Origin of the sequence: Siminovitchia sediminis, from assembly GCF_042680885.1 — a bacterium.
Classification (GTDB): domain Bacteria; phylum Bacillota; class Bacilli; order Bacillales; family Bacillaceae_C; genus Siminovitchia; species Siminovitchia sediminis.
Genome location: NZ_JBHUEO010000044.1, coordinates 45,537 through 68,658 on the forward strand (window position 1 = coordinate 45,537; position 23,122 = coordinate 68,658).

A 23,122-nucleotide genomic window follows, 5' to 3' on the forward strand; every position below is an offset into this window, starting at 1 on the left:
GAAAGTAAACTGGTATCTGAAGAATTTTTTCAGATACCGGTTTTTAATTGATATGAAAGGATATGGATAGAGTAAAAGATGAATCGTATGGAAGGTGAATTAAATGGGTTTGACAGAGTGGCTGGCAATTATCATGATGAGCCTTATAGGGATCTTGATCATTGTACCGCTTATGATCATTGGATGGATTTATTTTTTGGACAGAAGGCAAAAAGAGCATTCCGTGCTAAGAAACTACCCTGTTCTAGGAAATGTCAGGTATCTTCTGGAAAATATTGGACCAGAACTTCGGCAATATCTATTTGCCAATAATCGGGAAGGAAAACCTTTTTCCCGCCACCAATACCAAAATGTAGTAAAAGCCGGGAAATATAAAGAGCGAATTCATGGGTTTGGATCAGAACGTGAATTTGATGATCCAGGCTTTTACATAAGAAATGCCATGTTTCCCAAACTGAATGAAGAGTTAAGAGTTGACCAAGATCCGAAAATCAGGACAAATCTATATAAAATTGATCATGAAGGGCTGTTTAACCGCAAGGAGCACAGAGAGGAAGCTCTTGTAGATCCTTATTTTTTGTCCGATGAAGATGCTGTTGTAATTGGAGAAGACACATGCCGGGTGCCTTTCAGAACAAAAGGCCTGGTTGGCCAGTCAGCCATGAGCTATGGATCATTGGGCAAGAATGCCATTACAGCATTGTCGAAAGGTGTGGGAATAGCCGGCGGTTCCTGGATGAATACCGGAGAAGGAGGATTATCGGAATACCATTTGAAGGGTGACACGGATATCATCATGCAAATCGGTCCCGCACTGTTTGGCGTCAGGACGCTGGATGGGGAATTCTCCTGGGAACTGTTTAAAGAAAAAAGCAATATGGAGAAGGTTAAAGCTTTTGAATTAAAACTTGCACAAGGGGCAAAAACAAGGGGAGGTCATATTCTTGGAGAAAAAGTAACCCCTGAAATTGCCGGGATACGAAATGTAACCCCCTGGAAAACAATTGACAGCCCAAATAGGTTTAGAGAATTCCAAGACACCGCCGGCTTGATGGAGTTTGTCACTGAATTGAGAGAAGTCGGAGGGAAGCCCGTAGGCATCAAAATCGTTGTTGGTTCAAGATCCGAGGCAGAGCACTTTGTGAAAGAGATGGCTGCCTGCAAAAAACTTCCCGATTTTATTACAGTAGATGGCGGAGAAGGAGGGACAGGGGCTACTTATCAGGAGTTATCAGATGCAGTGGGACTTCCTTTGTTTAGCGCTCTCCCTCTCCTTGATGAAATGCTGAAAAAGTACCATATCCGTGATAAACTAAAAATTATCGCATCAGGAAAACTGGTTACTCCGGATCAGGCAGCCTTCGCCCTGTGTCTGGGAGCTGATCTTATCAATACCGCAAGAGGAATGATGATATCTGTCGGATGTATTATGGCGCAGGTCTGCCATAATAATACGTGTCCTGTAGGGGTTGCTACAACAGAACCCCACCGGGAAAAAGCCTTGGTGGTGGAAGAGAAAATGTATCGAGCTGCAAATTATGTCATTTCTTTTCGGGAAGGGTTGTTTAATCTGGCAGCTTCCGCAGGTATTGCATCTCCTGTAGAATTCAATGAAGAACATCTCATGTTCAAAAAGCGAACAGGTGAAATTCTAACCGGAAAAGAATATAAAAAGAGTTTATTGGCTTCAGTTGCAGATGTTGAAAAAGGAGCATGAACGCAAGGCTCTGTGAGAAATGAGGAAAAAAGATGACGAAGACAATGGAAATCTTGGGGGCGATGAAGCCGCAATTACAAGAACGGTGGAAAGAAACAGGTTTTTCCCGCCTCACCCCCGTACAAGAAAAAGCCATGCCACTTGCACTTGAAGGCAGAGATTTACTCGTTCAGTCGCCCACCGGTACAGGAAAAACCCTTGCCTATCTGCTGCCGGTGTTGAATCGGATAGATGAAAATATAAAATCCGTTCAATCTGTCATTCTTGCACCTTCAAGAGAACTGGTCATGCAAATCCATGAAGAAGTTCAAAAATGGAGCAAAGGAACAGATATGACAAGTGCTGCCCTGGTTGGAGGTGCAAATATTAAACGGCAGGTGGAACGGTTAAAGAAAAAGCCTTCTGTCGTCATAGGAACTCCCGGAAGAGTTTGGGAACTAATTCAGATGAGGAAATTAAAAATGCACGAGGTCCGAGTCGTGGTCCTGGATGAAGGAGACCAGTTATTGAATAAAGAACATATAGGTACTGTACGCTCCATTGTTACGTCAACGCTGAATGACCGGCAGCTCCTTCTGTTTTCAGCTACAAGACTGGAGGATCCAGATCAGGTAAAAGTGTTAATCGGAAGGGAACCGGAAAAGGTATTTACAGAAAAAACAGTGTCGATTCCGGCTTCCATTCAACACGGATATGTGTTATGCGAGCCTCGGGAAAAAACAAAACTTCTCGCAAAAATGGCTAAAATGAAAGATATGAGAGGGCTCGTTTTTATCAGGTCTGTTGGAAGCATGAATGTGATTGCAGATAAATTGAGGTATGAGGGAGTACGGCTCGAACTGCTTCATAGTGATGTAAGCAAGCAAAACAGAGAAAATGCGCTAAAAAAACTGGTAAACGGTGAGGTCCATATCCTGCTGGCAACGGACATTGCCGCAAGAGGCCTGGATATAGCCGGCCTTCGATATGTAATCCATTTTGATCTGGCAGAAGATGCCTCGCAGTACGTACATCGTGCGGGAAGAACAGGAAGAATGGGGACAGCAGGTACAAACATTTCCCTGGTGAACCAAAGAGATGAGCGGCAACTGATGAAGTATGGGAAACAGCTGGGTCTTGATATTATTAGAAAAAGATGGTTTAAAGGAGAGATAGTTGACTTTTTTAGAAAAAAAGAAGATGACCGCTCTTAAATTTTACAGCAGTCACCATCTTAATGGAATATAAAGGTCATTGGCCAGATTCGGATAGTCAATAAATGGATTTCTGTTCCCCTGAATATGAAAGATGGCCTGATTCCTGTGTTTCTCATAAAGGTCCGGCGGGAACATTTGATTCCACTTTCTTAAGAGATTAAAGTTTACTTTGCTTCTAAAGCTTTTTTTAATGCTTTTTGGATAGCGAAGCAAGAAATAAAGCATGGCCCTGGCTGCTGTTCCTTTCCCAAACTCCGGTTCAAATAGTTCAGAAGCGGCAACGCCGCAGTGATTTTGAATGGTTTCATCGGGAGACTCGGGATTATACTCCGGAAAATCGTGATATGGATAATTGGAGCGAATAGCATTGCAGCTTGGCTCACAGGCAAATAAATGATGTAAATCTCCCTTCATCGGTTCGCTGCCGCGAAACCATGATTGCGGTACAATATGTTCCGCATTGAACTTGAGTTCTTCGGGTGTCATGTGAGAGTTTTTACCTTGCCTCATGTGCAGCATTGTCTGCTGAAGCTCTTCATACCGGCGGCTGACTTCAAGGTCTTTTCTTATCAGATCAGCGGGATCTTCCAATTTGCCGGAGTAAATACTTTTAATCGACCCATCCGGCTGAAGATCCACCCATGTATATAAAAATTGATCTTTGCTTATAAAATAAGGAATTCTGTTTGTATGTGTATCCTCAATCATTGTATGAAGCTGGTGAAATTTCGGTTTGTGCAAACGAATCTTTTGGTAATAAATAGCTGCCTCTCTACGGTCTTTTTTTTCATTATAATAGATAACTTCTTCTTCTTTCAGCCTGTAAAGTGTCCTTTCCAACTTTTGAAAGGAAGACTCAAGATGAACGGTCATACTGCTCCCTCCGTTCATGGTCTGTATAGGCCAACCTATTCAAATACGAATGTTCCGTACCAAGTTCCCTGTTTAACAAGATTTCCATATCTTCCAAGTGACTCCTGAGGACTACAGGATCTTTCTCTGACCAGCGTACGTGATATATAAAATAGTAATCTTTTATTTGCCTGAATATGACTTCTGAATGAACAAATGGCTCAAAACGGGCTTTAATATTATAGTGCCTCGTATATGACCAATCGAGGAGTTCCATATTCCACCTATCCTTTCTATGAACATTATATCGGTTTTTTCGGGATAAATGGAATACAGAAGGTTCAATTGTTTTTAAGTAGGGGAATAGTTATATAAAGAATAGCCGTGGAGGGATAGCCATGAGTCATGGAAAAGGATCAAGTTTCGATTCTCTGTTTTCAAATATACGAAATCAAGTGGACAAGCTCCCTTTATCAGGAAAATCAAAGGAAAAAATGTTGTCCAAACTGGGTGAATTGAAGGAATTGACTATCGAGGCCCGAGAGCCGAGAATTGCCCTTGTCGGTAGGAGAGGAGCAGGTAAATCATCTCTCATCAACGCCATGTTTGGCGAGGAAAAGCAGATGGTCAGTTCCGTCCGGGCGGGAACCGGTCGGGGGAAATGGCTGTGGTTTCCGTCTGTAGATGACAAGAAAATTAGACTGCTCGATTCAAGGGGGCTTGGCGAAAGCGAAAGGCCGGTAGAAGAATCTGACAGCGGTACAGCGGTGTCTCAGTTAAAAAAGGAAGTTGAAGCGGAACAGCCGGATGTATTTCTTTTTTTAATTAAAGCAAAAGAGGCGGATGCCCGTGTGGAGGAAGACATTCAGGAGTTAAACAACCTCCGGGCATTCATACGCGAGGTCCATCAGTATGAAGTTCCGGTGATCTGCGTCGTGACACAAGTGGACGAGTTGGACCCGCCTTATTATAAGCAATTGCCGCTGGACGGGCATCCGGAAAAAGCAAAAAACATCAAGACATCGGTCCAGCTGATGGAAAAAAGATTTAAGGAATATCATATCCCTTTACTTGCAACAATTCCGGTTTGTACGTATGTTGATTTTGATGAGAAGGGGAAAATAGTCTTTGATATGCGATGGAATGTTGATCATTTGGCAGAATACTTGGTCGAAATTTTGCCCAATGAGGCGAAGCTAAAAACAGCCAAGGCTGCCAAATCCATTTCAGCTAAAAAAAAAGCCGCACAAAAAATCATTCTGACAATGTCAGGCATCGCCGTTCTCATCGGAATTGAACCGATTCCCTTCGCAGACATGCCGTTGCTGACGGGATTGCAGGCCATGATGATTATGACTATTGCCTATATTGCCGGAAGGGAAGTCAATCGTGCAGCTGCAGCTGAATTTATCGGGGCCGTTGGAGCCAATCTTGGTGTGGCATTTGTCGTCAGGGAAGGTGTCCGTTCCGCTGCAAAAGTCATCCCGGCGGCAGGAAATATGATTTCAGGAGCTGTAGCGGGAGCTGTTACTTACGGGATCGGCCAGGCAGGCATGGCTTATTATCTGGAAGGAAAAGATTTAAAGAGAACGAAAGAAGCCTTTGAAAAAGGAAGAAAGCAATTTCGTAAAAAGAGAAAATACCTCCAAGACTGATGTTAAGAATTTGTCCACTGGACGGGCAGCTTTTTTGTGCTGGATCACAAAAGAAAGTACAAATTCTAACCAGTTTGTATTCTCCAATTTCCGAAGGACAGGATCTGCCGTTACCTTCGATGTACGGGAAGACGGAAGCAAGCTGGATGCAGGGAGAAAAGCTTTGGCTTTGTTGATTGCGAGAAGTAAAGCGTGAGCATTTTCAGGGGCAGGCAGAAGCCGGGACTTTTCAATAATGCAGAGGGGATGACAATTAAGTGATCTTTGAAATACTGGCTATGAAGTGGCAGAAACGAAATTTACATTTGAAGTGCACTTCCAGCTTGTCCTCACATTCTTGTTTGCTTTAAAATCAGGATGAGGTTAATTCATGTTTTGTACATCGGGTAAATGGAACGTCGGTCTAGCGGGACATCAGAATATAATACAAGAGAACCTTCTTCCTTTTTATACAGTATACAAGCTGCTGCTCCGGTGATGTTGCGAAACCAGGATTCACCTAGTAATCCTTAGGAGTGTTGTCATGGGGAAGTCTATTATGTTTGAAAAAATACCAATGGATCACGAAAGTTTTATTCAAGCCTATTTAACTTTAACCCTACATAAAGAAGAGCACGTTTTATTAGAGAGCGGCCAGAAAGGCAGATACAGTATAGCGGGTATTCAGCCGTTTGCTGTTATCTGGGCTGATGGACAAAGAATAACGATTGCCCAAGAAAGTCAGATTGAGATACTTGAAGGAAATCCGCTGCAAAAGCTTGAAGAATGGATGCAGCAGTTTTCATTCCCACCCCATGAAGGACTCCCTGATTTTCAAGGGGGAGCCATCGGGTATATCAGTTATGACTATGCATGGTGTATAGAACAACTACCCTTTCAGGCTATTGATGACATCGGGCTTCCCCTGATGTATTTCTTTGTTTTTGATGAGTGGGCAGTTTATGACCATGAGGAAAAATGCTTATGGTTGATGTGTTTAAAGAGAGAGTCAGAAAAAAAGCGGCTGTCTCCGTTTAAAGAGGCATGGTTAAAAGCAGCAAGCATGGTCCCGGATGAACAGATGCCAGCGGCGTCCGGCTATCGGCCCCATTCTGAAAGCCGTTTAACTTTAACAGAAACCGAGTTTGTCGAAGCTGTTGAAAAAATAAAAGAATATATCAGAGAAGGGGTCGTGTCTCAGGTTAACCTAACGGTCAGGCAGTCGGAAAACCTGAATGTTGCTCCAATACATGTATATCAAGAGTTGCGGAAGTTAAATCCTTCACCTTATATGGGATATTTCCATACACCTGAATTTCAGATCGTGTCAGGCTCTCCAGAGCTTTTAATTAAAAAAGAAGGACAAAAAGTCGACACCAGGCCAATCGGGGGAACAAGACCGAGAGGCAAAGATCCTGATGAAGATAAAGAGCTCGAAAAAGAATTGCTGTCCAGTCATAAGGAACGGGACGAACATCTGATGCTCGTCGATATTGAAATAAATGATTTGGGAAAAGTATGTGAATCTGGCTCTGTACATGTGGATGAATTAATGTCTGTGGAAAAATATTCACATGTCATGCACATAGTTTCACATGTGAGCGGAACCCTGTCGAAGGATAAAAGTGCTTTTGAGTTAATACATGCGGTATTTCCAGGGGGCAGCATTACCGGAAATCCAAAGTTGCGAACAATGGAAATGATTGAAGAGCTAGAGCCGGTCAAGCGCGGAGTATATACAGGATCTTTGGGCTGGATTGGGTTTAATGGTGACCTTCACCTTAATATTGCTATACGCACCATGATTGTCAAAGACCAAATAAGCCATGTTCAGGCAGGCGCTGGTATCGTGATAGGCTCGGTTCCTGAGGACGAATATAAAGAGTCCTTGAAAAAGGCAGCTGCTCTTTGGAAGGCAAAGAGGGAAGCAGAGAATAAGGCATCTTTCTTGTAAGGAATCCTTGATCATGTGATTAGCAAACATATCATAGAATTCATTTTGGCGAAGAAGGATCCGATCCTGAAAATCATGATATAAAGTTATATGAAATATATGTAATGGCGCAGTCTCTTGTCATTTTCCGGCCGAACATACAAACTTTTATTTCTTCTCTCGTTTGGGGAAATGGGATTTGGCAGCTCTTGGAAGGTTAAACATACATTCATAAAATGGTCTGTTACCACAAAAAAGGAGGAGTTCTGCTGAAAAACTGCAATCGAATTTTCGGCAGCTGTACATGGCGATGTTTTTGTATATAAATGGCGATTTTATTGATCAAAAAAAAGCAGTAATTTCACCTTTGGATCACGGCTACTTATATGGACTTGGAGTGTTTGAAACGTTACGTACGTATAGAGGCGTTCCATTTTTATTGGAGGAACATATCTATCGGTTAAATGCGGGACTGAAAGAGATGGGTATCAACCAAACATTGCAAACGGATGCCGTCTCAAAAATAATTAGAGAACTGTCCGTGTTAAATGGGCTCAAGGACTCTTATATCCGGATAAATGTCTCAGCAGGCGTTGGGAACATTGGCTTGCAGACGGATACCTATACAGATCCAACGTTCATTCTTTTTCAAAAAGAACTACCGGATGCAGATCAGCTTCGTGAAAAGGAAGCAGTCATATTAACGTTGCGCCGCAATACCCCGGAGTCTGGCTTCAGATTAAAATCCCATCATTTTTTTAATAATGCAGCGGCAAAACGTGAGATCGGGCCAGGGGCGGAAAAAGAAGGAATTTTTCTGTCGCAGGATGGTTATTTGGCCGAAGGCATTACTTCTAATTTGTTTTGGGTAAACGGGGGCGTTCTTTATACGCCTTCACTGGAAACGGGCATATTAAATGGAATAACAAGGCAATTTGTGATGCGGCTTGCCAGTGAAACTGGAATTCCAATAAAGGAAGGTGTATATAGAAAGTCCGTATTGAATGAAGCTGAAGAGATATTCTTCACCAATTCCATTCAGGAAATCTCACCTGTACGGACTTTCCATGGAAGAAGATTGCCCGGGAAGAAAGGGTCGTTTACTCAAGTGTTAAACAAATTATACCAGGAATTTATTTGCTCGGTCGTTTCGCAGTGAAAAAACTCCTGCACCATTAGGCAGGAGTTTTACGGATGTTCATGCTGACGATGTTCTACAAAGCGGTCAGGGTCAGGAGTTCTGTCTGCAAGTTCGTTTTCTTCAGCTTTGACACCGGAACTGATAGCGTAAACGAGAAAAAGTCCAACAACAGTCAACAGAAATATGAGACCTAATAATATGGTTATTTCCATAGGCGTTCCCTCCTGATACATTTGGAAATAGTCCCTTATATGTATGAAGTTCCCTGTTGGATAAAAGATAAACAAAAAAACCTGCCATCCGGCAGGAAATCTATTTTTTTTGTTGTTGAGGATCCTCGGGTGGTATGGGATCTATCGTTTTCGCATCATCAAGATCCAGTGCTGTTTGAATGGCATAGACCAGCAATCCTGCAGCAGCAGCCAAGAAAACTGTCAAACCGAGCGTGATCCATAATTGCATGAGCATTCCTCCTTAATTATCTATATTGCTCATGCAAGGAATCTATGCAATAAAACACCACCTGTCCGCTGCGGACAGGTGGTGTGGTTTATCGATCTTGCTGGTCTGCCGGCAATTCGTCAACAGTATTGGCATCGCTTGAATCAAGAATTGAAGCAAGAACTTTAAAAAGGTAGAAGCCTGCTACTCCCAAAAAGATACTTAGCCCTATTACAACTCCCAACTGCACAAAAATCTCCCCCATAAATGTATAATAGTTCGCCTGTCATCAGGCGATTGCTACCTATTTACTTACTAGTATAGCCTATTTTGGACTTTCTCTCAAAGTTTTTCACGAATTCCTATAAATTGTCATAAACAAGACTGCAACTTCAAGAGATCATCACAGAAGTCCACGGGTGAAAAAGCATTGGAAGTCAATATGGGCTCTGCACAAAGAATTATTTTAGGTCTCATTGAGATTTAATAAAAAACTCAAACAGGCTGAACGAAGAGTCCGTTTGTCATTTCGAGTTCTTTTCGGGCTGGTTAAGGTTGATCTGTCCGCTTTCCAGGTTCGTCCTTGCCGCCTGTGTCGTTTCCTGAAGTGGCAGTGTATCCGACACGATAAGAAAACTTTCGTTCCTGTTGAAGTGCTTTTGGCATTTTGTATTGGTCTTCACCGTTTTGATATTGGCCTTTCTTGCTCATCATGCTTCCTCCTAGTCTATACTCTTTTTTGAAGTATTTTTGATATCTTTTCCATCGACATTTTCGATCACCTGATTGATCTCACCTTCGGTGTACGTGTCACTGACTTGTTCATGTGTAGTGGCAAGCCCCTTAGAAACAGTATCTTGTCCATGATAATCTTCAAATTTGAATTGTCTGCCTCCAATTTTTAAGCTCTCTTTTCGTAGCTCCTTATCCAGCGTAACTCCCTCCTTTTTATTACATTATTACCTGATTTGGCCCTGCCATCACATGAAGTAATTACCATTGAATATAGAATATACGTTCGCATATAATAAAACAAACGGATTTTAGTGAGGTGTGATATCGTGAATCATGTACTTCAACGTGCAGCATTATCACAAGAAAGCGTTGAGATTATTTATTTGTCCAAACAACAATGCATCACTCAACGGGTAATCAGGGTACTGTCTTTTTCCGAAAAAATGATTAAGGCGTATTGTTATAAAACTCATGGGTACCGAACCTTTAAGCTGGAGAATATCCTTTCGGCTTTTCCTGCTGGGCATCCATGGATGAGTAAACGTAACAGGTTTCAGCTTTTTACATGATTTTAAATCAGTTGGGAATATGGCCATTTTTTTTCGGGTTAGTATGCATATCATAAGTCAATTTTTATACTTTAATTCAAAGGGAATTTATATTATAATTAAAAATGTGTTTTTTTGAGTGGAGACGTGGCTCCGTAGCTCAGAGGATAGAGCGTCGGTTTCCTAAACCGTGCGTCGCAGGTTCGATTCCTGCCGGGGCCGTTCATAGAAACTCAGTAATAGCAAGGGTTACAGCGTTTCTGTACTCTTGCTATATTTTTAATAAGACCACAAATGGACACCATTTGGTCACGAACATTTTAATTTTAAATAAAACAGCTCTCAGAATATTCTTCCTGTTGCGCGGAAGCTGTCCAAACTGCCTGATTGTTAGGGGATGATATATAAATATTTTGGGCAGGGAAAATCCGAATGTTGAATCAAATTTTTTCCAGGAGAAATTGAATCTGTTCGCTTTTCTTGTTTCCTGCTATTATCTTCTATAAATCATGTCTTTCAGATTAACCTCATTATTTATGTTTTAAGCCTCAGTTTTCCGTAGAAAAACAATCTTCTATACCAGACAATATATCCAATCAAATTCGACACTCTATAATATATTATTAGCAAGTCGGCCGGCTCTAAAAAAATAATAGGAGCGATGGATATGTGGTTTGAAGAAGCTTATGATTACGAGGACAGAGGAGATAGAGAGGATAGACGGAGAGGCCGGCGGGTGAGACTTGTTTGCTGCTGCCATGAAGTAGACCGTGACAGAGACCACGATCACCATAGTCATTGTGGCTGTGGCAGAGACCGTGATAGAGATCGTGACAGAGACCGTGATCATGATCGCAACCTGGATCGATTGATTTGCAGATGCCGGGAGCGGGATGACGACTAAAACGGCAAGGTAGAGAAATCCCTCCAAGGTAAGAGCCGGAGGGGGTTCTTTTTTAAAACTCTATTTTATTCAAAGTGAAGTACAAGAATATAAGATAGATCAACCGTTTATTACGGGTTAATAAGTAATCTGTCCTCTAGATAACAGAGCTTCTAAGGTTCGACTTTTCATTTTTGTTTGATCATAGCGAAAGAGATTGTTGCCGGGTTGTACCTTAACCTTCTGCCATGTTATTTTTAAATTGTCCGCCCCGCCCTCTCCTCATACATAGCAGCCTCCTTTATCCAGTGCAGCACCAACAGAATTCTGAAATAAGTCTCCATAGGCCAAAAACAGATGAATAAAAACAGTAAACCAGTGGGATCACGAGATAATCCCTGATGAGCGGGCAAAGACGTGTCCCGCAAACCGGCTCCACCGGTTAGAGTTTTTTTATTTCACAGTTTCATGTTCGTATCCGTTAGTGACAAGATCAAGTCTTCCGGTATTTGGATCGATAACGAGCCCGTGCACCGGCACCTCCTTTGCCATCAGCGGGTGGTTACGAATCATATTTACGCTGTGCTCCACACTATCTTCGACCCTCTCAAAGCCATTCAGCCATTCATCCAGGTCAATTCCTGAGTTTTTGACAATATTGATCGTTTCTTCGCTGATTCCACGTTTTTTCATGGTTTCGAGTACCTGATTGCTTTCAATAGCACTCATGCCGCAATCGTAGTGGCCGATGACATAGACTTCGTCCGCTTTCAATTCATATACCGCAATCAGCAGGCTGCGCATAATACTTCCAAACGGATGAGTCAGAATAGCCCCGGCATTTTTCACAATTTTGATATCACCGTTTTTTACATTCATCGCTTTATGTAAAAGTTCAACCAAACGGGTATCCATACAGGTTAAAATGACAAGTTTTTTATCAGGAAATTTGGTTGTAACATACTCTTCATACATTTTTTCATCTACAAATTTTTTGTTGAAATCCATAATGTCAGATAACATAGACATGTGTCTCACTCCATTCGAAACGTTTTTATTATTTTAACGAAATTTTAACAAAAACGACAGCTTGATGCATATCCTTTCATTTTTTCCGCTGTGTAAAACTTGGAGTTTTCCTGAACGTTTACCTGTTGCCCTTTTCGTTTTTCACAGCGACTGTACCGGGCGAAGGCCAGTCCGTTCTTAGAACGTTGCACCTACATTCTAAATCCTTTCGATTTCAATGGGAGCATCGCTTTTGTTGTTCCTGTGCAGGAAATAGAGTTGTTCACCATCAAAGATTCATAATTGATATTCATACAGTTCAGTTTTTATCTAGATCAGATTGGACAGCATTGCATATACCGATCTATTCAGACCGGTTAGTTTATAAGTGGCCGAGTTCAGGAAGATTGCTGTATGAAAAAATCCGCCGCTTACTAACTTAAGGCTAAGACTGGAACCGGACATGTCGGTTCGAAAAAATGTCACAAATAAGGAAGGATAAAAGTGGATGATTACTGCTCCATTCCAGATTACCAGATTAACGGTTGACCGTATTTCTATCCTCAAGTAAGATTAGGGTTGGAAAAGTATATTATACCAACTTGTGAGAGGTTCATAGCGTTAACCCTCTATAAAAAACTATGGCTTGTTTCTGCCAGGCTTTTTTGGACCTCTTCATGATTGGTGACATTATGGGAGGTTTTTTTAGTGGCCGGAAGGAACGATGAAACATTAAAGGATTTAACACTGCTCGGAAACCAAAATACAAAGTATTTATTTGAATATTCTCCTCAAGTCTTGGAAGCGATCGACAACCTGCATCCAACAAGAGATTATTTCATTAAATTCAATTGCCCTGAATTTACCTCTTTATGTCCCATGACAAACCAGCCGGATTTTGCGACGATCTATATTAGCTATATACCGGACAAAAAGATCGTGGAAAGTAAATCCTTAAAGTTATATTTATTTAGCTTTCGCAACCACGGTGATTTCCACGAGGATTGCGTGAACATCATTATGAATGATTTGATTGAATTATTGGATCCAAGATATATTGAAGTATGGGGAAAGTTTACACCAAGGGGCGGCCTGTCCATTGATCCATATTGCAACTATGGTAAACCCGGAACGAAATTTGAACGCATGGCAGAGAACCGCTTAATGAACCATGATCTTTATCCTGAAAAAGTGGATAACAGATAAGAATGGAATAATGATTTTTAAAACGGTGCTTAAAGATTGCACTTAAGAAATGACCTGAACGTAAGCTTGCCGTTCAGGTCTTTTTTTGCTCTAAATGCAGGGGGCAGGCAAGATAACGCCTATGGGCTCCCTGCACTTTAGAGAAAGTTGAGCAAATCGACGATGCCTTAAGGCTTTTTTATTGGTATCTCGTGAAAAAGTGACTGCACAGCAGCCCATTCTCACAGTGTTGATGTCTTGAAAGATAGCCGCGATCATTTGACAGAAGGATTTCAGCTTGGACTGGCTGATTTTAATAAGATCCTGTCAGATCAATGAATAGATCAAGCATCAGCTATTGCCGGTGAACCTGTTATTTTCCTACTGTTTGCAGCTTGTTAATAAATTTAAGTGAACGTCCTGTGCCAATCGCTACAGATTCCAACGGACTTGGCGCGATATGAACGGGTACAATGATTTCGTTGCTTAGCCAATCCTGCATACCATTAAGTAAAGCTCCGCCTCCCGATAAAACAACCCCATGATCCACAATATCCCCGCTTAGCTCAGCAGGACAATTTTCCAGTGTGGCCCGGATGGCTTCCAAGATATGAAGCAATGACTCTTTTAGGGATTCTTGGATTTCATAGGAACTGAGAGTGATGGTTTTGGGCAGGCCTGTTACCAAGTCGCGGCCGCGGATATCCATTTTTTCCTCTGTATGGTCTACGAGAGCATACCCGATTTCTATTTTGATATTTTCAGCAGTCCGCTCTCCAATCAGCAGGTTATAAGTTTTTCTTACGTGCTGAATGATATTTTCATTAAACAGATCTCCACCGATTCGCACGGTATTGCAGTTAACGACGCCGCCATATGAAATGATGGCCACTTCCGTTGTGCCGCCGCCGATATCAACGATGACGTTGGCAACCGGCTCTTCCACAGGGAGGTCTGCTCCAATGGCTGCTGCTACAGGCTCCTCAATGAGATGTACGGTTTTCGCACCGCAGGATTTTACGGCATCATGGATCGCCCGCCTTTCCACGGAAGTTGCTCCGGAAGGGGTGCACACAACTACATCAGGTTTTCGTATAGCGAAACCAAGTGTTTTGGCTGCTTTCTTCATCACATGTTTAAGCATTTGGCTTGTAATGTCAAAATCTGCAATCACTCCGTCTTTTAACGGGCGGACTGCAGTAATGTTCGCAGGTGTTTTGCCTATCATTTCTTTTGCTTCAGATCCAATGGCAATCACTTGTTTCGTATCTGTGTTCACTGCTACTACAGATGGTTCATTTAAAATAATTCCTTTATTTTTTGTATATACAAGCACATTGGCTGTACCCAAATCTATTCCAATCTCAGTACTTGAAAACATACGTACCACCTTGCCTTTACAATAGATATTATCCTATTGTAAGTATAATAGACTTAGGAGAATATTTCTTGATCCTTTTGGAATGGAAAAATGATTGTTACAGACATAAAGACCGAAAAAGCGACAAAAATATTGATGCTGCAAGGGTTTCCTATTTTATCCGAAAAATGGTGTTATAAAAACTTAAACGTTTTGTAAAAATAAACATAAAATGTAATCTGATGGACTATAATTGAATGTTTGAGAAAAAATCCGCAAGCTTTTTGCTTTCCTTTTTCCTTGCTTGCCGATGAGCTGCACGTGTTTCAGCTGTTTTATTCAGCCAGTGCTCTTCTTCGGATTCAGGCACCGCTTTAGGCACTGGAGTGGGCCGCCCATTTTCGTCCAAAGCCACGAAAGTAAGAAATGAGAAAGCAGCAATGGATTTTTCTCCCGTCAACAAGTGTTCGGAAACAACTTTTACAAAAACCTCCATGGAAGTTCTGCCGCTCCATGTGACGATGGCTTCCAATGTTACTGCATCGCCAATCCGAATGGGTTTGAAAAAGTCCACAGAATCGGTTGAAACCGTGACAACCGGCTTTCGGGCAAACCTGCCGGCAGCGATAGAGGCTGCATCATCAATATCAGACATTAACTTTCCCCCAAATAAATTGCCATGGTGGTTTGTATCCGGAGGAGCTACATGGCTTGTTTTAATTGTTAATGATTCTCTCATTTTCTTTTTTGGCTGTTGATCCAAAGTCCTTCACCTCAAGTATGAAATTACTGCTTACTCTAGCATTAGTAAATCACTATTATAAAAATAATGCCAAAAATATGGTTTCGTTTGGGCAATTTGAGGGTAAAGAAGAGTATGCTTTCTCTTTACTGCCGAGGCGTCTCTGGTCACATGTGTTGATGAATAATTTTTTTAAAAAGGAGAGATGTCGCAATGGATAAGCTGTCAAAAAGAGTTATGTACAATCCGGATGGTTCCTCGGTAATCCGGCGGTGGGACAATTCAATCATTGTAAAAGGGAAGCAAGATTCAGCATTTGAATCAAATCACTCCAAAGCCATGGACAGAAATGAGTTTACCTCCATGACGGTATTGTATACCGATGATCTGGAGGAATTTGAAGACCGCTACTTGGACGAACCAGTAAATAACTGGGAAACAGAAGTAGATTATTACTAATTATGTAAAGGTTTGGCATGACATGGCCAAACCTTTTTTTTCGTGCGCCCGGCATGGGTGTAATCACTAGGGTGAGAGTCCCGAGCCGTGAAGGCAGAAGTAGCGGTTAGCTTAACGCAAGGGTGTCCGTGGTGACGCGGAATCTGAAGGAAGCGAGCGGCAAACTTCCGGTCTGAGGAACACGAACTTCATATAAGGCTAAGTATCATTGGATGAGTTGCTTAACAAAACAAAGTCCATTCTGCCGAAGGTGATACGGAGTAAATGATGCAGATAGGTGGAAGGAAAGATGACATTCTTACCCGGGGAGGTCTGATGGATACGTGAAGTACCTTCATAACCTACTTAGTGATAGGCAGCTGAACCATCAGAAGTCAGCAGAGGTCATAGTACGGATCAAGAACGATTTGAAAGGACTGAACAATTAAGAGAGAATAGCCCTTGGCATTCAGTCTCGTAAGGGGGCTCACAGACTGGGGAATCCCCCAAACACGAGGAGAATTCCTCCGAACTGGTGCACAGAATACACTCAGCCCCAGGACAAGGAGGAATTCCCAACAGCAAAATGAAATACACTCTTCCCAAAGGACATGTAGTTTATATTAAAAAGCCCAGTCTCCGTTTCTGAATACGGGCTCGCTTTCTCCTGACTCGAAAATACCGTCGATATCCATTTCTTCGGATCCAATCATGAAGTCCACATGTGTGATGCTAGTGTTTAACCCGTTCTTTTCCAATTCTTCCTGACTCATGTTTTTACCGCCTTCGAGACAAAAGGCATAAGCACTGCCAATTGCTATATGATTGGAGGCATTTTCATCAAATAATGTGTTATAGAATAAAATGTTTGATTGAGATATAGGAGAGTTAAAAGGTACAAGAGCTACTTCACCCAAATAATGGGATCCTTCATCTGTTTCAATTAACCCTTTTAAAATTTCTTCCCCTTCGTCTGCTTTAACGTCCACAATTTTTCCTTTCTCAAACGTCAGTGTAAATCCATCAATAATGTTTCCGCCGTAGCTGAGCGGTTTCGTGTTGCTCACTGTTCCGTTTACGCCGTACTTATATGGTACAGTGAATACTTCCTCGGTTGGCATATTGGCCATAAATTCCTGGCCTTTTTCGTTGATGCTGCCAGCACCGACCCAAAGATGGCCAGCGGGCAGTTCAATTGTTAGATCGGTGCCCGGTGCTTGATAATGGAGCTTTTTATAGCGTCTTTGATTTAAGTAGTCCACTTTTTTATGGAGATTTTGATCATGTTCTATCCATGCCTGGATAGGATTCTCCTGATCTGCCCGTGTGGCTTTAAAAATGGCATCCCAAAGCAGATCTGTCTGCTTTTCCGGAGGGGCAGCGGGGAACACCTTTTTTGCCCAATCTTTGGAAGGAGCAGCAATGACAGTCCAGCTGACTTTATCCGATTGAATGAATTGCCGGTATCGATGCATGGCCTTTCCCGCTGCTTTTTGGAAATTGGCAATACGATTTGGGTCAACACCCTTCAGTAAATCAGGTCCTGAGGAGATGACGGACATGAAAGCAGCGCCATCTTCCGCAAGCTCTTCCATTTCTTTGGCACGCCATTTAGGATATTCCAGAAAAGCTTCATCGGGGGCCATGTCATATTTTAAACGGGTGACCCCGTCGTCATTCCAATTGACAATGACGTTTTTGGCCCCTGCTTCATATGCCTTTTTAACAATCAGGCGTATGAATTCGGCATTATTGATTGAGGCATTTACGGCCAGTGTTTGCCCTTTTTGTACATTGACCCCAACTTTTACTGCAATCTCCGCATACTTTTCTAAATTCTTCTGAAAATCAGCCATCTGCATTCTCCTTTATACATAAAAGTAGTTTGTACTATTTTATCAGGATCAGACAGGGAATCCAAAAGAAACTAATGGTCCAAACCAAGTAAAGCACGGTAATCTTGTGGAGATGTTACAATGTCAGCAAGTGTATAATTATCGAGGACTTCCAGATAGGCAAGCAGTGCGCGGTTCAGGACATGCCTTAATCCGCAGACAGGGGAAATAACACAATGGGACGGGCCTTCACCGAAGCATTCCACCAGATTGAAATCATCCTCAGTTTTCCGAACCACTTCCCCAATGTTGATTTCTTCGGGAGGCAATGCCAGCTTAATGCCGCCGCCCCGGCCGCGAATCGTATGAATAACGCCTATTTTGCCAAGCTCATGGATCACTTTTGTCAAATGGTTCCGTGAAATCCCGTAAGCCTCAGCTATTTCGGTAATATTGGCCAATTCGCCCGGTTTTTTATTAGTAAGATATATTAACACACGCAAAGAATAATCCGTGTAGTTGGTTAGTCTCATTTTTTCATCACCATTATAAATCATATCATTTTTTGTATGGAGAATGGCAGTAGACCGCTCCATAAATGTATTTTCTTATTAAACATACATATAAAATGCATCTTTTGTGACCAAATTGCGACGGGATTTTGTCAGCTTTTTTACACATCATCAAAAGGGATTGTGGGGCAGGGGAAAGATGCCTTAAAGTAAAGTTAAAGATAGATTTTAAATACATCTTTAAAAAGGAGAATGAAAATGGCACTTTCACAAAAAACAATTGATACAGTCAAAGCAACTGTACCCGCTTTGGAGAAACATGGTGTTACCATTACTACAGTGTTCTACAAAAACATGTTTAATAATCATCCCGAACTGCTGAATATTTTTAATCATGCCAACCAGTCGCAGGGACGCCAGCAAACCGCTTTGGCAAATATGGTGTTGGCAGCAGCCAAAAACATCGATCAATTGGAAAGTGTTCTCCCTGCGGTCATTCCGGTGGCACATAAGCACCGCGGACTGGGGGTTAGGCCTGAACATTACCCGATCGTCGGAAAGCATTTATTGGAAGCGATAAAAGAAGTACTCGGTGATGCAGCCACAGACGAAATCATCGATTCCTGGGCAGAAGCATACGGTGTGATTGCCCAAGTATTTATTGACATTGAAGACAACATGTATAAGTCAGCCAAAGAACAGGAGGGCGGATGGAAAGACTTTAAAGAATTAGAAGTTATTGACAAGGTGAAAGAAAGTGAGACCATTACTTCCTTTTACTTTAAAGCAAAGGACGGTCAGCCGCTTCCGGAATACAAACCAGGTCAATATATAACCATTAGAGTCCGAGTTCCCGGTGAGAATTATACACTGAACCGCCAATATAGCTTATCCTGCGCGCCAGGAAACCAATATTACAGAATTTCTGTAAAAAGAGAACCACAAGGGAAAGTGTCCAATTATCTTCATGACCAAGTACAAGTTGGGGATACCATTGAAGCAAGTGCACCGGCAGGAGATTTCACTCTAAACATGGAAGAGACTTCCCCTATAGCTCTCATCAGCGGGGGAGTCGGATTGACTCCATTGGTGAGTATGCTGGAAACTATGGTCCAACATAGATCCGAGCGTAACGTTACCTTTATCCATTCAGCCAGACATGAAGGAGTACATGCCTTCAGTGAAGAAGCATTGGAAATCGCTGGAAAGCTCGATCATGGAAGCTGCTATTACGGATATCAGGAACCGAAGAACAAAGAAGGTAATCATCACTTTACAGGCTATATTACAAAAGAATTCTTGGAAGATAAACTTACTGAAGATACGGTTTGTTATGTATGCGGCCCAGTGCCTTTCATGAAAGCAGTAGTAACTATTTTACAAGGGCTCGGCTTGCCTGATGAAAACATCCGTTATGAATTTTTCGGACCGGCGATGGCCATGGAAAAGGTAAAAGAAGCAGTATAACCTTTTCGGCTTAAAGAAAAAATTGCGCAAGTCACCAGCCGGGGGAGCTGTGTGTCTTGCGCATTTCTTATTGTAAAGCTTTTTTCAGTGTATCAATATTTTTTTCCATAATGCTAAAATAGTCTTCGCGGTTTTGTTTATCTTCTTCTGTGATGTATTCCAGGTTGTGCAAGGTGAGGGCATCTGTCCCTGTTTCTTTTTGTATGGTTTCTGCCACTTTTGTTTTGGGATTCTGATCATAAATTAAGTACTGGATTTGACGGTCTTTCACCGTTTCGATGATATGCTGCAGCTGTTTTTGAGAAGGTTCATTTTCAGAACTCAAGCCCGTAATGCTGATTTGTTTTATACCGTATCGATGTTCCCAGTACCCGTAGGCGGCGTGGGAAACAAGTATTTCTTTTCGGCTGGCTGAATCGACGACTGCGCGGAATTGCGTATCCAGCTGTTCCAGTCGTGTTTTCAGTTCTTTAAAGTTATGTTCAAATTCACTTTGGGCGGAAGGCTTTTCTTCTATCAGTGCATTTTTAATATGATCTGCCATCATAATGGCTTTTTCCGGATCTATCCAAATATGCGGATCCAAATCATGATGGTGGTGTTCATTACTGCTTTCATGACCATGTTCTTCCCCATCTTTGCCGGCCAATAATTCAATTTCTTCGGAAACCTCCACCTTTACGACATTTTCGTCTTTTAATGTGTTGTCTATTTTCTCAATAAAAGATTCCAGGCCTGCTCCGTTATACATTAATAAATCTGCTTCAGCAATGCTCATCATTTTTTTGACCGATGGTTCATATGTATGGGCATCAGCTCCGGGCGGGTAAACGCTTTGCACTTCTACATGATTTCCGCCAATTTTTTTTGCAAAGTCTTCGATAGGAAATATGGTAGTGTAGACCGTTAATTTTTCATTATTGTCCTCTTGATCTGAAACTGTCCCTCCATTGCATCCGGCAAAAAGCAGGGCGGATAAAATAAGTAACAATGGGGTGATAAATGTACCTTTCATTCCGTCATCCCTTTCATGTTTTGAAAGTGTCTGCATTGCACATCCTATAAATCGTAATGATTACGATTTGAATTATATTATAAATCAAAATAGAGGGCAAGAACCAATTTACACAGGGAAAGGGCGAAGTTTATGTATCCGGTCTGCAATTGTAATAAGATAAAGAGAAGATTTTATATATAAATCAATGATTGGGAAAGCTAATGTCCGGCGCATAAAGGAGGATATAGATGGATAAATTTTTTTACCTCGCTGAAGACCGAATTCGCAAAGCAAATGAAAGAGGAGAGTTCGATAACCTACCCGGAAAAGGAAAACCGCTGCCTCCAGACAAGTTGGAGGGCATACCGCCTGATTTAAGGATGGCCTATCGCTTAATGCAAAATGCCGGATTTTCTCCTGAGGAAATGGATGCAAAAAAGGAATTAATGACGATTGAGGACCTCATCCGCCATTCTGAAGACGAATTGGAAGCTGAAAAGTTGAGGAAGGAACTAAATGAGAAATTACTGAAATATAATAGCATGCTTTCTAAAAGGGGAATAAAGACAAACTCTGCTTTGTTTAAGCGTTATGAACATAAAATAGAAAAGAAATTCTTTGAATAGACTTTATAAGCCAATGGTCCCGGCCGCCATTGTATCTGAAAAACATTCCCTGATACTTAAAATATTCCAGCTTCTGCCGATATTATAGATAAGACAGATTATAGCATAGGGTGAAGCAAATGGATAAAACATCGTTAATAGGCGTAGTTCTTGGAATTGCCGCAGTTGGGGCGGGGATGGTATTAAAAGGTGTAAGCCTCTCGGCCCTGTTAAATCCGGCTGCCATATTGGTTATTATTGTCGGTACAGCTGCGAGTGTCATTATTGCTTTTCCATCTTCTGAAATCAAGAGAGTCCCCAAACTGTTCGGAATTATCTTTACAGAAAAAAATATGCCCACACCGAAGGAACTCATTGTTCTTTTTTCTGAAATGGCACAACTTGCCAGAAGAGAAGGATTATTGGCTCTGGAAGCCGAGATGGAAAAAATTGATGAACCTTTTTTAAAGCAGGGGCTTTTAATGGCGGTTGACGGACAGAGCGCCGATTACATACGCGAAGTACTCCATGATGAAATTGATGCAATGGAGGAACGCCATGCGGCCGGTGCCCAAATATTTACTCAGGCCGGAACGTATGCACCGACGCTGGGTGTTCTGGGAGCAGTAATTGGATTAATTGCAGCTTTGGCGAATATGGATAATACAGATGAACTGGGCAGTGCCATTTCAGCTGCATTTGTTGCTACACTTTTTGGCATATTTACTGGTTATGTGTTGTGGCATCCATTTGCAAATAAATTAAAGAGAAAATCCAATGAAGAAGTCAGGTTAAAAGAAATGATGGTTGAAGGAATCCTATCCATTCTTGAAGGAGAAGCTCCGAGAATGATCGAACAAAAACTTTCCTCCTATCTCCCGAAAGCCCAGCGTAAAGAATTGGAAAGTGAAAGTGAAAGTGAAGTGGCGTCCAATGTCCAGGCGTAGACGTAAAAGGCAAAATCAAGAAGAACATGGTGAATCGTGGCTGCTTCCATATGCTGATTTAATGACATTACTTCTTGCGCTATTTATTGTATTATTTGCTGCAAGTTCTGTGGATGCCCAAAAATTCCAGGCCATTTCCAGAGTGTTCAGCGGCATCTTTATCGGGGGCGATGGTCCTGTGGAATTTGATTCACCGATAGAGATCAAAGAAAAATTAGATGATAAGGAGCAAGTGGAAACTGATCCGACAGAACATTTCACGGAGGAATTGGCTGATTTGAAAATTCTGGAGGCCATCCAGGAAAAAGTAGATCAGTATATTCAGGAAAAGCAGTATGAAGATAAGTTCTCCACCGCATTAACATCTGAAGGATTACTGATCACCATTAACGACAGCGTGCTTTTCCAATCGGGGAGCGCTGAAGTGAGGGAAGAAGATAAGAAAACAGCAAGAGAGCTTGCTGAATTGCTGGAGATGGAAGTTCCGAGAAGTGTCATCATCAGCGGGCATACAGATGATGTACCGATTAAGAACTCCGAATACGCATCTAACTGGGAACTCAGTGTTATGAGGGCAGTCAACTTTATGAAACTGCTATTGGAAAACGGGAACCTTGATCCCCGATTATTCAGCGCAAAAGGCTTTGGAGAATTTAAGCCTGTAGCAGACAACAGTACAGCTGAAGGACGGGAAGCCAACAGGCGGGTGGAGGTTCTTATAGAACCATTTAACTCCGAAGATGGGAATTAACTTTACATAAGCATCAAGATGTTTGAGCAGAGTATTTCTCGGGAAATGCAAAGTTTCATTAATCATTGGAAAAGGGGCTGTCTAAATAGCCCCTAAAATAAATCAGGAGGAGAAAACCGAATCGTTTTTCTCCTCCTGATTTTGCATTTGTGGGCTTTTTTCCTAAAAGCAGCTGGCGGATGCCCGCCACTTTCA

General features: G+C 41.9%; 25 protein-coding genes and 1 tRNA gene. 13 read left to right on the forward strand and 13 right to left on the reverse strand.

The annotated features are described in order from the left end of the window. Positions 1–103 precede the first annotated feature (103 nt). Complete coding sequence (locus ACFSCZ_RS13725; RefSeq protein ID WP_380774595.1) at positions 104–1,717, forward strand: FMN-binding glutamate synthase family protein; 1,614 nt, start codon at positions 104–106, stop codon at positions 1,715–1,717. Between the two features lie 32 nt (positions 1,718–1,749). Continuing rightward, on the forward strand, positions 1,750–2,910 hold the full coding sequence (locus ACFSCZ_RS13730) for a DEAD/DEAH box helicase (protein WP_380774596.1): 1,161 nt from the start codon (positions 1,750–1,752) through the stop codon (positions 2,908–2,910). A gap of 12 nt (positions 2,911–2,922) precedes the next feature. On the opposite strand, the gene ACFSCZ_RS13735 is transcribed toward ACFSCZ_RS13730, so the two are convergent. Together ACFSCZ_RS13735 and ACFSCZ_RS13740 are read right to left on the reverse strand one after the other, a co-directional pair. Beyond that, positions 2,923–3,786 carry an endonuclease I family protein gene (locus ACFSCZ_RS13735; RefSeq protein ID WP_380774598.1) on the reverse strand — a complete coding sequence of 288 codons (864 nt, stop codon included), beginning with the start codon at positions 3,784–3,786 and terminating at the stop codon, positions 2,923–2,925. Continuing rightward, positions 3,770–4,042, reverse strand: a complete 273-nt coding sequence (locus tag ACFSCZ_RS13740) for a hypothetical protein (protein ID WP_380774601.1) — start codon at positions 4,040–4,042, stop codon at positions 3,770–3,772. Before ACFSCZ_RS13740 ends, ACFSCZ_RS13735 begins: the two co-directional genes overlap by 17 nt. 121 nt (positions 4,043–4,163) lie before the next feature. Here ACFSCZ_RS13740 and ACFSCZ_RS13745 point away from each other — a divergent pair, with 121 nt between their 5' ends. From ACFSCZ_RS13745 to pabC, 3 genes are all read left to right on the forward strand, one after another. After that, a complete protein-coding gene (locus ACFSCZ_RS13745; protein ID WP_380774602.1) occupies positions 4,164–5,420 on the forward strand; it encodes a GTPase family protein in 1,257 nt (418 codons plus the stop codon). Positions 5,421–5,943: 523 nt separating this feature from the next. Then, positions 5,944–7,353 (forward strand): anthranilate synthase component I family protein, encoded by a 1,410-nt coding sequence (locus tag ACFSCZ_RS13750; RefSeq protein WP_380774603.1) that lies wholly within the window; start codon positions 5,944–5,946, stop codon positions 7,351–7,353. Positions 7,354–7,636: 283 nt separating this feature from the next. Then, positions 7,637–8,491, forward strand: coding sequence for an aminodeoxychorismate lyase (gene pabC, locus ACFSCZ_RS13755; protein ID WP_380774606.1), 855 nt, complete (start codon positions 7,637–7,639; stop codon positions 8,489–8,491). A gap of 29 nt (positions 8,492–8,520) precedes the next feature. Here the strand turns inward: pabC and ACFSCZ_RS13760 are convergent, their stop codons facing one another. The 5 genes from ACFSCZ_RS13760 to ACFSCZ_RS13780 form a co-directional block, all read right to left on the reverse strand. After that, positions 8,521–8,685 (reverse strand): hypothetical protein, encoded by a 165-nt coding sequence (locus ACFSCZ_RS13760; RefSeq protein ID WP_380774608.1) that lies wholly within the window; start codon positions 8,683–8,685, stop codon positions 8,521–8,523. A gap of 100 nt (positions 8,686–8,785) precedes the next feature. Then, entirely contained in the window at positions 8,786–8,935 is a 150-nt protein-coding gene (locus ACFSCZ_RS13765; RefSeq protein ID WP_380774609.1) for a hypothetical protein, read from the reverse strand. An 88-nt stretch (positions 8,936–9,023) separates the two neighbouring features. Then, positions 9,024–9,164, reverse strand: coding sequence for a hypothetical protein (locus ACFSCZ_RS13770; RefSeq protein WP_380774611.1), 141 nt, complete (start codon positions 9,162–9,164; stop codon positions 9,024–9,026). A gap of 299 nt (positions 9,165–9,463) precedes the next feature. Beyond that, positions 9,464–9,625 (reverse strand): hypothetical protein, encoded by a 162-nt coding sequence (locus ACFSCZ_RS13775; RefSeq protein ID WP_380774612.1) that lies wholly within the window; start codon positions 9,623–9,625, stop codon positions 9,464–9,466. A gap of 11 nt (positions 9,626–9,636) precedes the next feature. After that, positions 9,637–9,846, reverse strand: coding sequence for a YozQ family protein (locus tag ACFSCZ_RS13780; protein WP_380774630.1), 210 nt, complete (start codon positions 9,844–9,846; stop codon positions 9,637–9,639). Between the two features lie 500 nt (positions 9,847–10,346). On the opposite strand from ACFSCZ_RS13780, the gene ACFSCZ_RS13785 reads away from it, so the two are divergent. Then, positions 10,347–10,419: transfer RNA gene (locus tag ACFSCZ_RS13785), tRNA-Arg, on the forward strand. Positions 10,420–10,864: 445 nt separating this feature from the next. Continuing rightward, on the forward strand, positions 10,865–11,101 hold the full coding sequence (locus ACFSCZ_RS13790) for a hypothetical protein (RefSeq protein ID WP_380774613.1): 237 nt from the start codon (positions 10,865–10,867) through the stop codon (positions 11,099–11,101). 432 nt (positions 11,102–11,533) lie between these two features. Here ACFSCZ_RS13790 and ACFSCZ_RS13795 read toward each other — a convergent pair whose 3' ends face one another. Then, positions 11,534–12,109: a beta-class carbonic anhydrase gene (locus tag ACFSCZ_RS13795; RefSeq protein ID WP_380774614.1), complete on the reverse strand. Its 576-nt coding sequence runs from the start codon at positions 12,107–12,109 to the stop codon at positions 11,534–11,536. Between the two features lie 687 nt (positions 12,110–12,796). On the opposite strand from ACFSCZ_RS13795, the gene queF reads away from it, so the two are divergent. After that, on the forward strand, positions 12,797–13,294 hold the full coding sequence (queF, locus tag ACFSCZ_RS13800) for a preQ(1) synthase (protein ID WP_380774616.1): 498 nt from the start codon (positions 12,797–12,799) through the stop codon (positions 13,292–13,294). Positions 13,295–13,646: 352 nt separating this feature from the next. On the opposite strand, the gene mreBH is transcribed toward queF, so the two are convergent. After that, positions 13,647–14,654, reverse strand: a complete 1,008-nt coding sequence (gene mreBH, locus ACFSCZ_RS13805; protein WP_380774617.1) for a rod-share determining protein MreBH — start codon at positions 14,652–14,654, stop codon at positions 13,647–13,649. 226 nt (positions 14,655–14,880) lie between these two features. Further along, complete coding sequence (locus ACFSCZ_RS13810; RefSeq protein WP_380774619.1) at positions 14,881–15,396, reverse strand: acyl-CoA thioesterase; 516 nt, start codon at positions 15,394–15,396, stop codon at positions 14,881–14,883. 192 nt (positions 15,397–15,588) lie between these two features. Here ACFSCZ_RS13810 and ACFSCZ_RS13815 point away from each other — a divergent pair, with 192 nt between their 5' ends. Beyond that, complete coding sequence (locus ACFSCZ_RS13815; RefSeq protein WP_380774621.1) at positions 15,589–15,834, forward strand: hypothetical protein; 246 nt, start codon at positions 15,589–15,591, stop codon at positions 15,832–15,834. A 602-nt stretch (positions 15,835–16,436) separates the two neighbouring features. Here ACFSCZ_RS13815 and ACFSCZ_RS13820 read toward each other — a convergent pair. Beyond that, positions 16,437–17,669, reverse strand: a complete 1,233-nt coding sequence (locus ACFSCZ_RS13820; RefSeq protein WP_380774623.1) for an aminopeptidase — start codon at positions 17,667–17,669, stop codon at positions 16,437–16,439. 71 nt (positions 17,670–17,740) lie between these two features. Continuing rightward, positions 17,741–18,181: an Rrf2 family transcriptional regulator gene (locus ACFSCZ_RS13825; RefSeq protein WP_380774631.1), complete on the reverse strand. Its 441-nt coding sequence runs from the start codon at positions 18,179–18,181 to the stop codon at positions 17,741–17,743. Between the two features lie 237 nt (positions 18,182–18,418). Here ACFSCZ_RS13825 and hmpA point away from each other — a divergent pair, with 237 nt between their 5' ends. Then, positions 18,419–19,627 carry an NO-inducible flavohemoprotein gene (gene hmpA / locus ACFSCZ_RS13830; protein ID WP_380774625.1) on the forward strand — a complete coding sequence of 403 codons (1,209 nt, stop codon included), beginning with the start codon at positions 18,419–18,421 and terminating at the stop codon, positions 19,625–19,627. 67 nt (positions 19,628–19,694) lie between these two features. On the opposite strand, the gene ACFSCZ_RS13835 is transcribed toward hmpA, so the two are convergent. After that, on the reverse strand, positions 19,695–20,642 hold the full coding sequence (locus ACFSCZ_RS13835) for a metal ABC transporter solute-binding protein, Zn/Mn family (protein ID WP_380774634.1): 948 nt from the start codon (positions 20,640–20,642) through the stop codon (positions 19,695–19,697). Between the two features lie 230 nt (positions 20,643–20,872). Here ACFSCZ_RS13835 and ACFSCZ_RS13840 point away from each other — a divergent pair, with 230 nt between their 5' ends. The 3 genes from ACFSCZ_RS13840 to motB all read left to right on the forward strand — a co-directional run bounded on the left by ACFSCZ_RS13840 (position 20,873) and on the right by motB (position 22,927). Next, complete coding sequence (locus ACFSCZ_RS13840; RefSeq protein WP_380774626.1) at positions 20,873–21,250, forward strand: DnaJ family domain-containing protein; 378 nt, start codon at positions 20,873–20,875, stop codon at positions 21,248–21,250. A 119-nt stretch (positions 21,251–21,369) separates the two neighbouring features. After that, positions 21,370–22,176: a flagellar motor stator protein MotA gene (gene motA / locus ACFSCZ_RS13845; protein WP_380774627.1), complete on the forward strand. Its 807-nt coding sequence runs from the start codon at positions 21,370–21,372 to the stop codon at positions 22,174–22,176. Continuing rightward, a complete protein-coding gene (motB, locus tag ACFSCZ_RS13850) occupies positions 22,163–22,927 on the forward strand; it encodes a flagellar motor protein MotB (protein ID WP_380774628.1) in 765 nt (254 codons plus the stop codon). Before motA ends, motB begins: the two co-directional genes overlap by 14 nt. Positions 22,928–23,122 lie beyond the last annotated feature (195 nt).

What these genes read in the sequence shown, in the direction of transcription:
- hmpA (WP_380774625.1), top strand. Translation starts at nt 18,419, where the DNA reads ATGGCACTTTCACAAAAAACAATTGATACAGTCAAAGCAACTGTACCC.
- mreBH (WP_380774617.1), bottom strand. Translation starts at nt 14,654, where the DNA reads ATGTTTTCAAGTACTGAGATTGGAATAGATTTGGGTACAGCCAATGTG.
- ACFSCZ_RS13760 (WP_380774608.1), bottom strand. Translation starts at nt 8,685, where the DNA reads ATGGAAATAACCATATTATTAGGTCTCATATTTCTGTTGACTGTTGTT.
- pabC (WP_380774606.1), top strand. Translation starts at nt 7,637, where the DNA reads ATGGCGATGTTTTTGTATATAAATGGCGATTTTATTGATCAAAAAAAA.
- ACFSCZ_RS13765 (WP_380774609.1), bottom strand. Translation starts at nt 8,935, where the DNA reads ATGCAATTATGGATCACGCTCGGTTTGACAGTTTTCTTGGCTGCTGCT.
- ACFSCZ_RS13820 (WP_380774623.1), bottom strand. Translation starts at nt 17,669, where the DNA reads ATGGCTGATTTTCAGAAGAATTTAGAAAAGTATGCGGAGATTGCAGTA.
- ACFSCZ_RS13735 (WP_380774598.1), bottom strand. Translation starts at nt 3,786, where the DNA reads ATGACCGTTCATCTTGAGTCTTCCTTTCAAAAGTTGGAAAGGACACTT.
- motB (WP_380774628.1), top strand. Translation starts at nt 22,163, where the DNA reads ATGTCCAGGCGTAGACGTAAAAGGCAAAATCAAGAAGAACATGGTGAA.
- ACFSCZ_RS13730 (WP_380774596.1), top strand. Translation starts at nt 1,750, where the DNA reads ATGACGAAGACAATGGAAATCTTGGGGGCGATGAAGCCGCAATTACAA.
- ACFSCZ_RS13815 (WP_380774621.1), top strand. Translation starts at nt 15,589, where the DNA reads ATGGATAAGCTGTCAAAAAGAGTTATGTACAATCCGGATGGTTCCTCG.
- ACFSCZ_RS13745 (WP_380774602.1), top strand. Translation starts at nt 4,164, where the DNA reads ATGAGTCATGGAAAAGGATCAAGTTTCGATTCTCTGTTTTCAAATATA.
- ACFSCZ_RS13835 (WP_380774634.1), bottom strand. Translation starts at nt 20,642, where the DNA reads ATGAAAGGTACATTTATCACCCCATTGTTACTTATTTTATCCGCCCTG.
- ACFSCZ_RS13750 (WP_380774603.1), top strand. Translation starts at nt 5,944, where the DNA reads ATGGGGAAGTCTATTATGTTTGAAAAAATACCAATGGATCACGAAAGT.
- ACFSCZ_RS13825 (WP_380774631.1), bottom strand. Translation starts at nt 18,181, where the DNA reads ATGAGACTAACCAACTACACGGATTATTCTTTGCGTGTGTTAATATAT.
- ACFSCZ_RS13740 (WP_380774601.1), bottom strand. Translation starts at nt 4,042, where the DNA reads ATGGAACTCCTCGATTGGTCATATACGAGGCACTATAATATTAAAGCC.
- motA (WP_380774627.1), top strand. Translation starts at nt 21,370, where the DNA reads ATGGATAAAACATCGTTAATAGGCGTAGTTCTTGGAATTGCCGCAGTT.
- ACFSCZ_RS13725 (WP_380774595.1), top strand. Translation starts at nt 104, where the DNA reads ATGGGTTTGACAGAGTGGCTGGCAATTATCATGATGAGCCTTATAGGG.
- ACFSCZ_RS13775 (WP_380774612.1), bottom strand. Translation starts at nt 9,625, where the DNA reads ATGAGCAAGAAAGGCCAATATCAAAACGGTGAAGACCAATACAAAATG.
- ACFSCZ_RS13790 (WP_380774613.1), top strand. Translation starts at nt 10,865, where the DNA reads ATGTGGTTTGAAGAAGCTTATGATTACGAGGACAGAGGAGATAGAGAG.
- ACFSCZ_RS13795 (WP_380774614.1), bottom strand. Translation starts at nt 12,109, where the DNA reads ATGTCTATGTTATCTGACATTATGGATTTCAACAAAAAATTTGTAGAT.
- ACFSCZ_RS13840 (WP_380774626.1), top strand. Translation starts at nt 20,873, where the DNA reads ATGGATAAATTTTTTTACCTCGCTGAAGACCGAATTCGCAAAGCAAAT.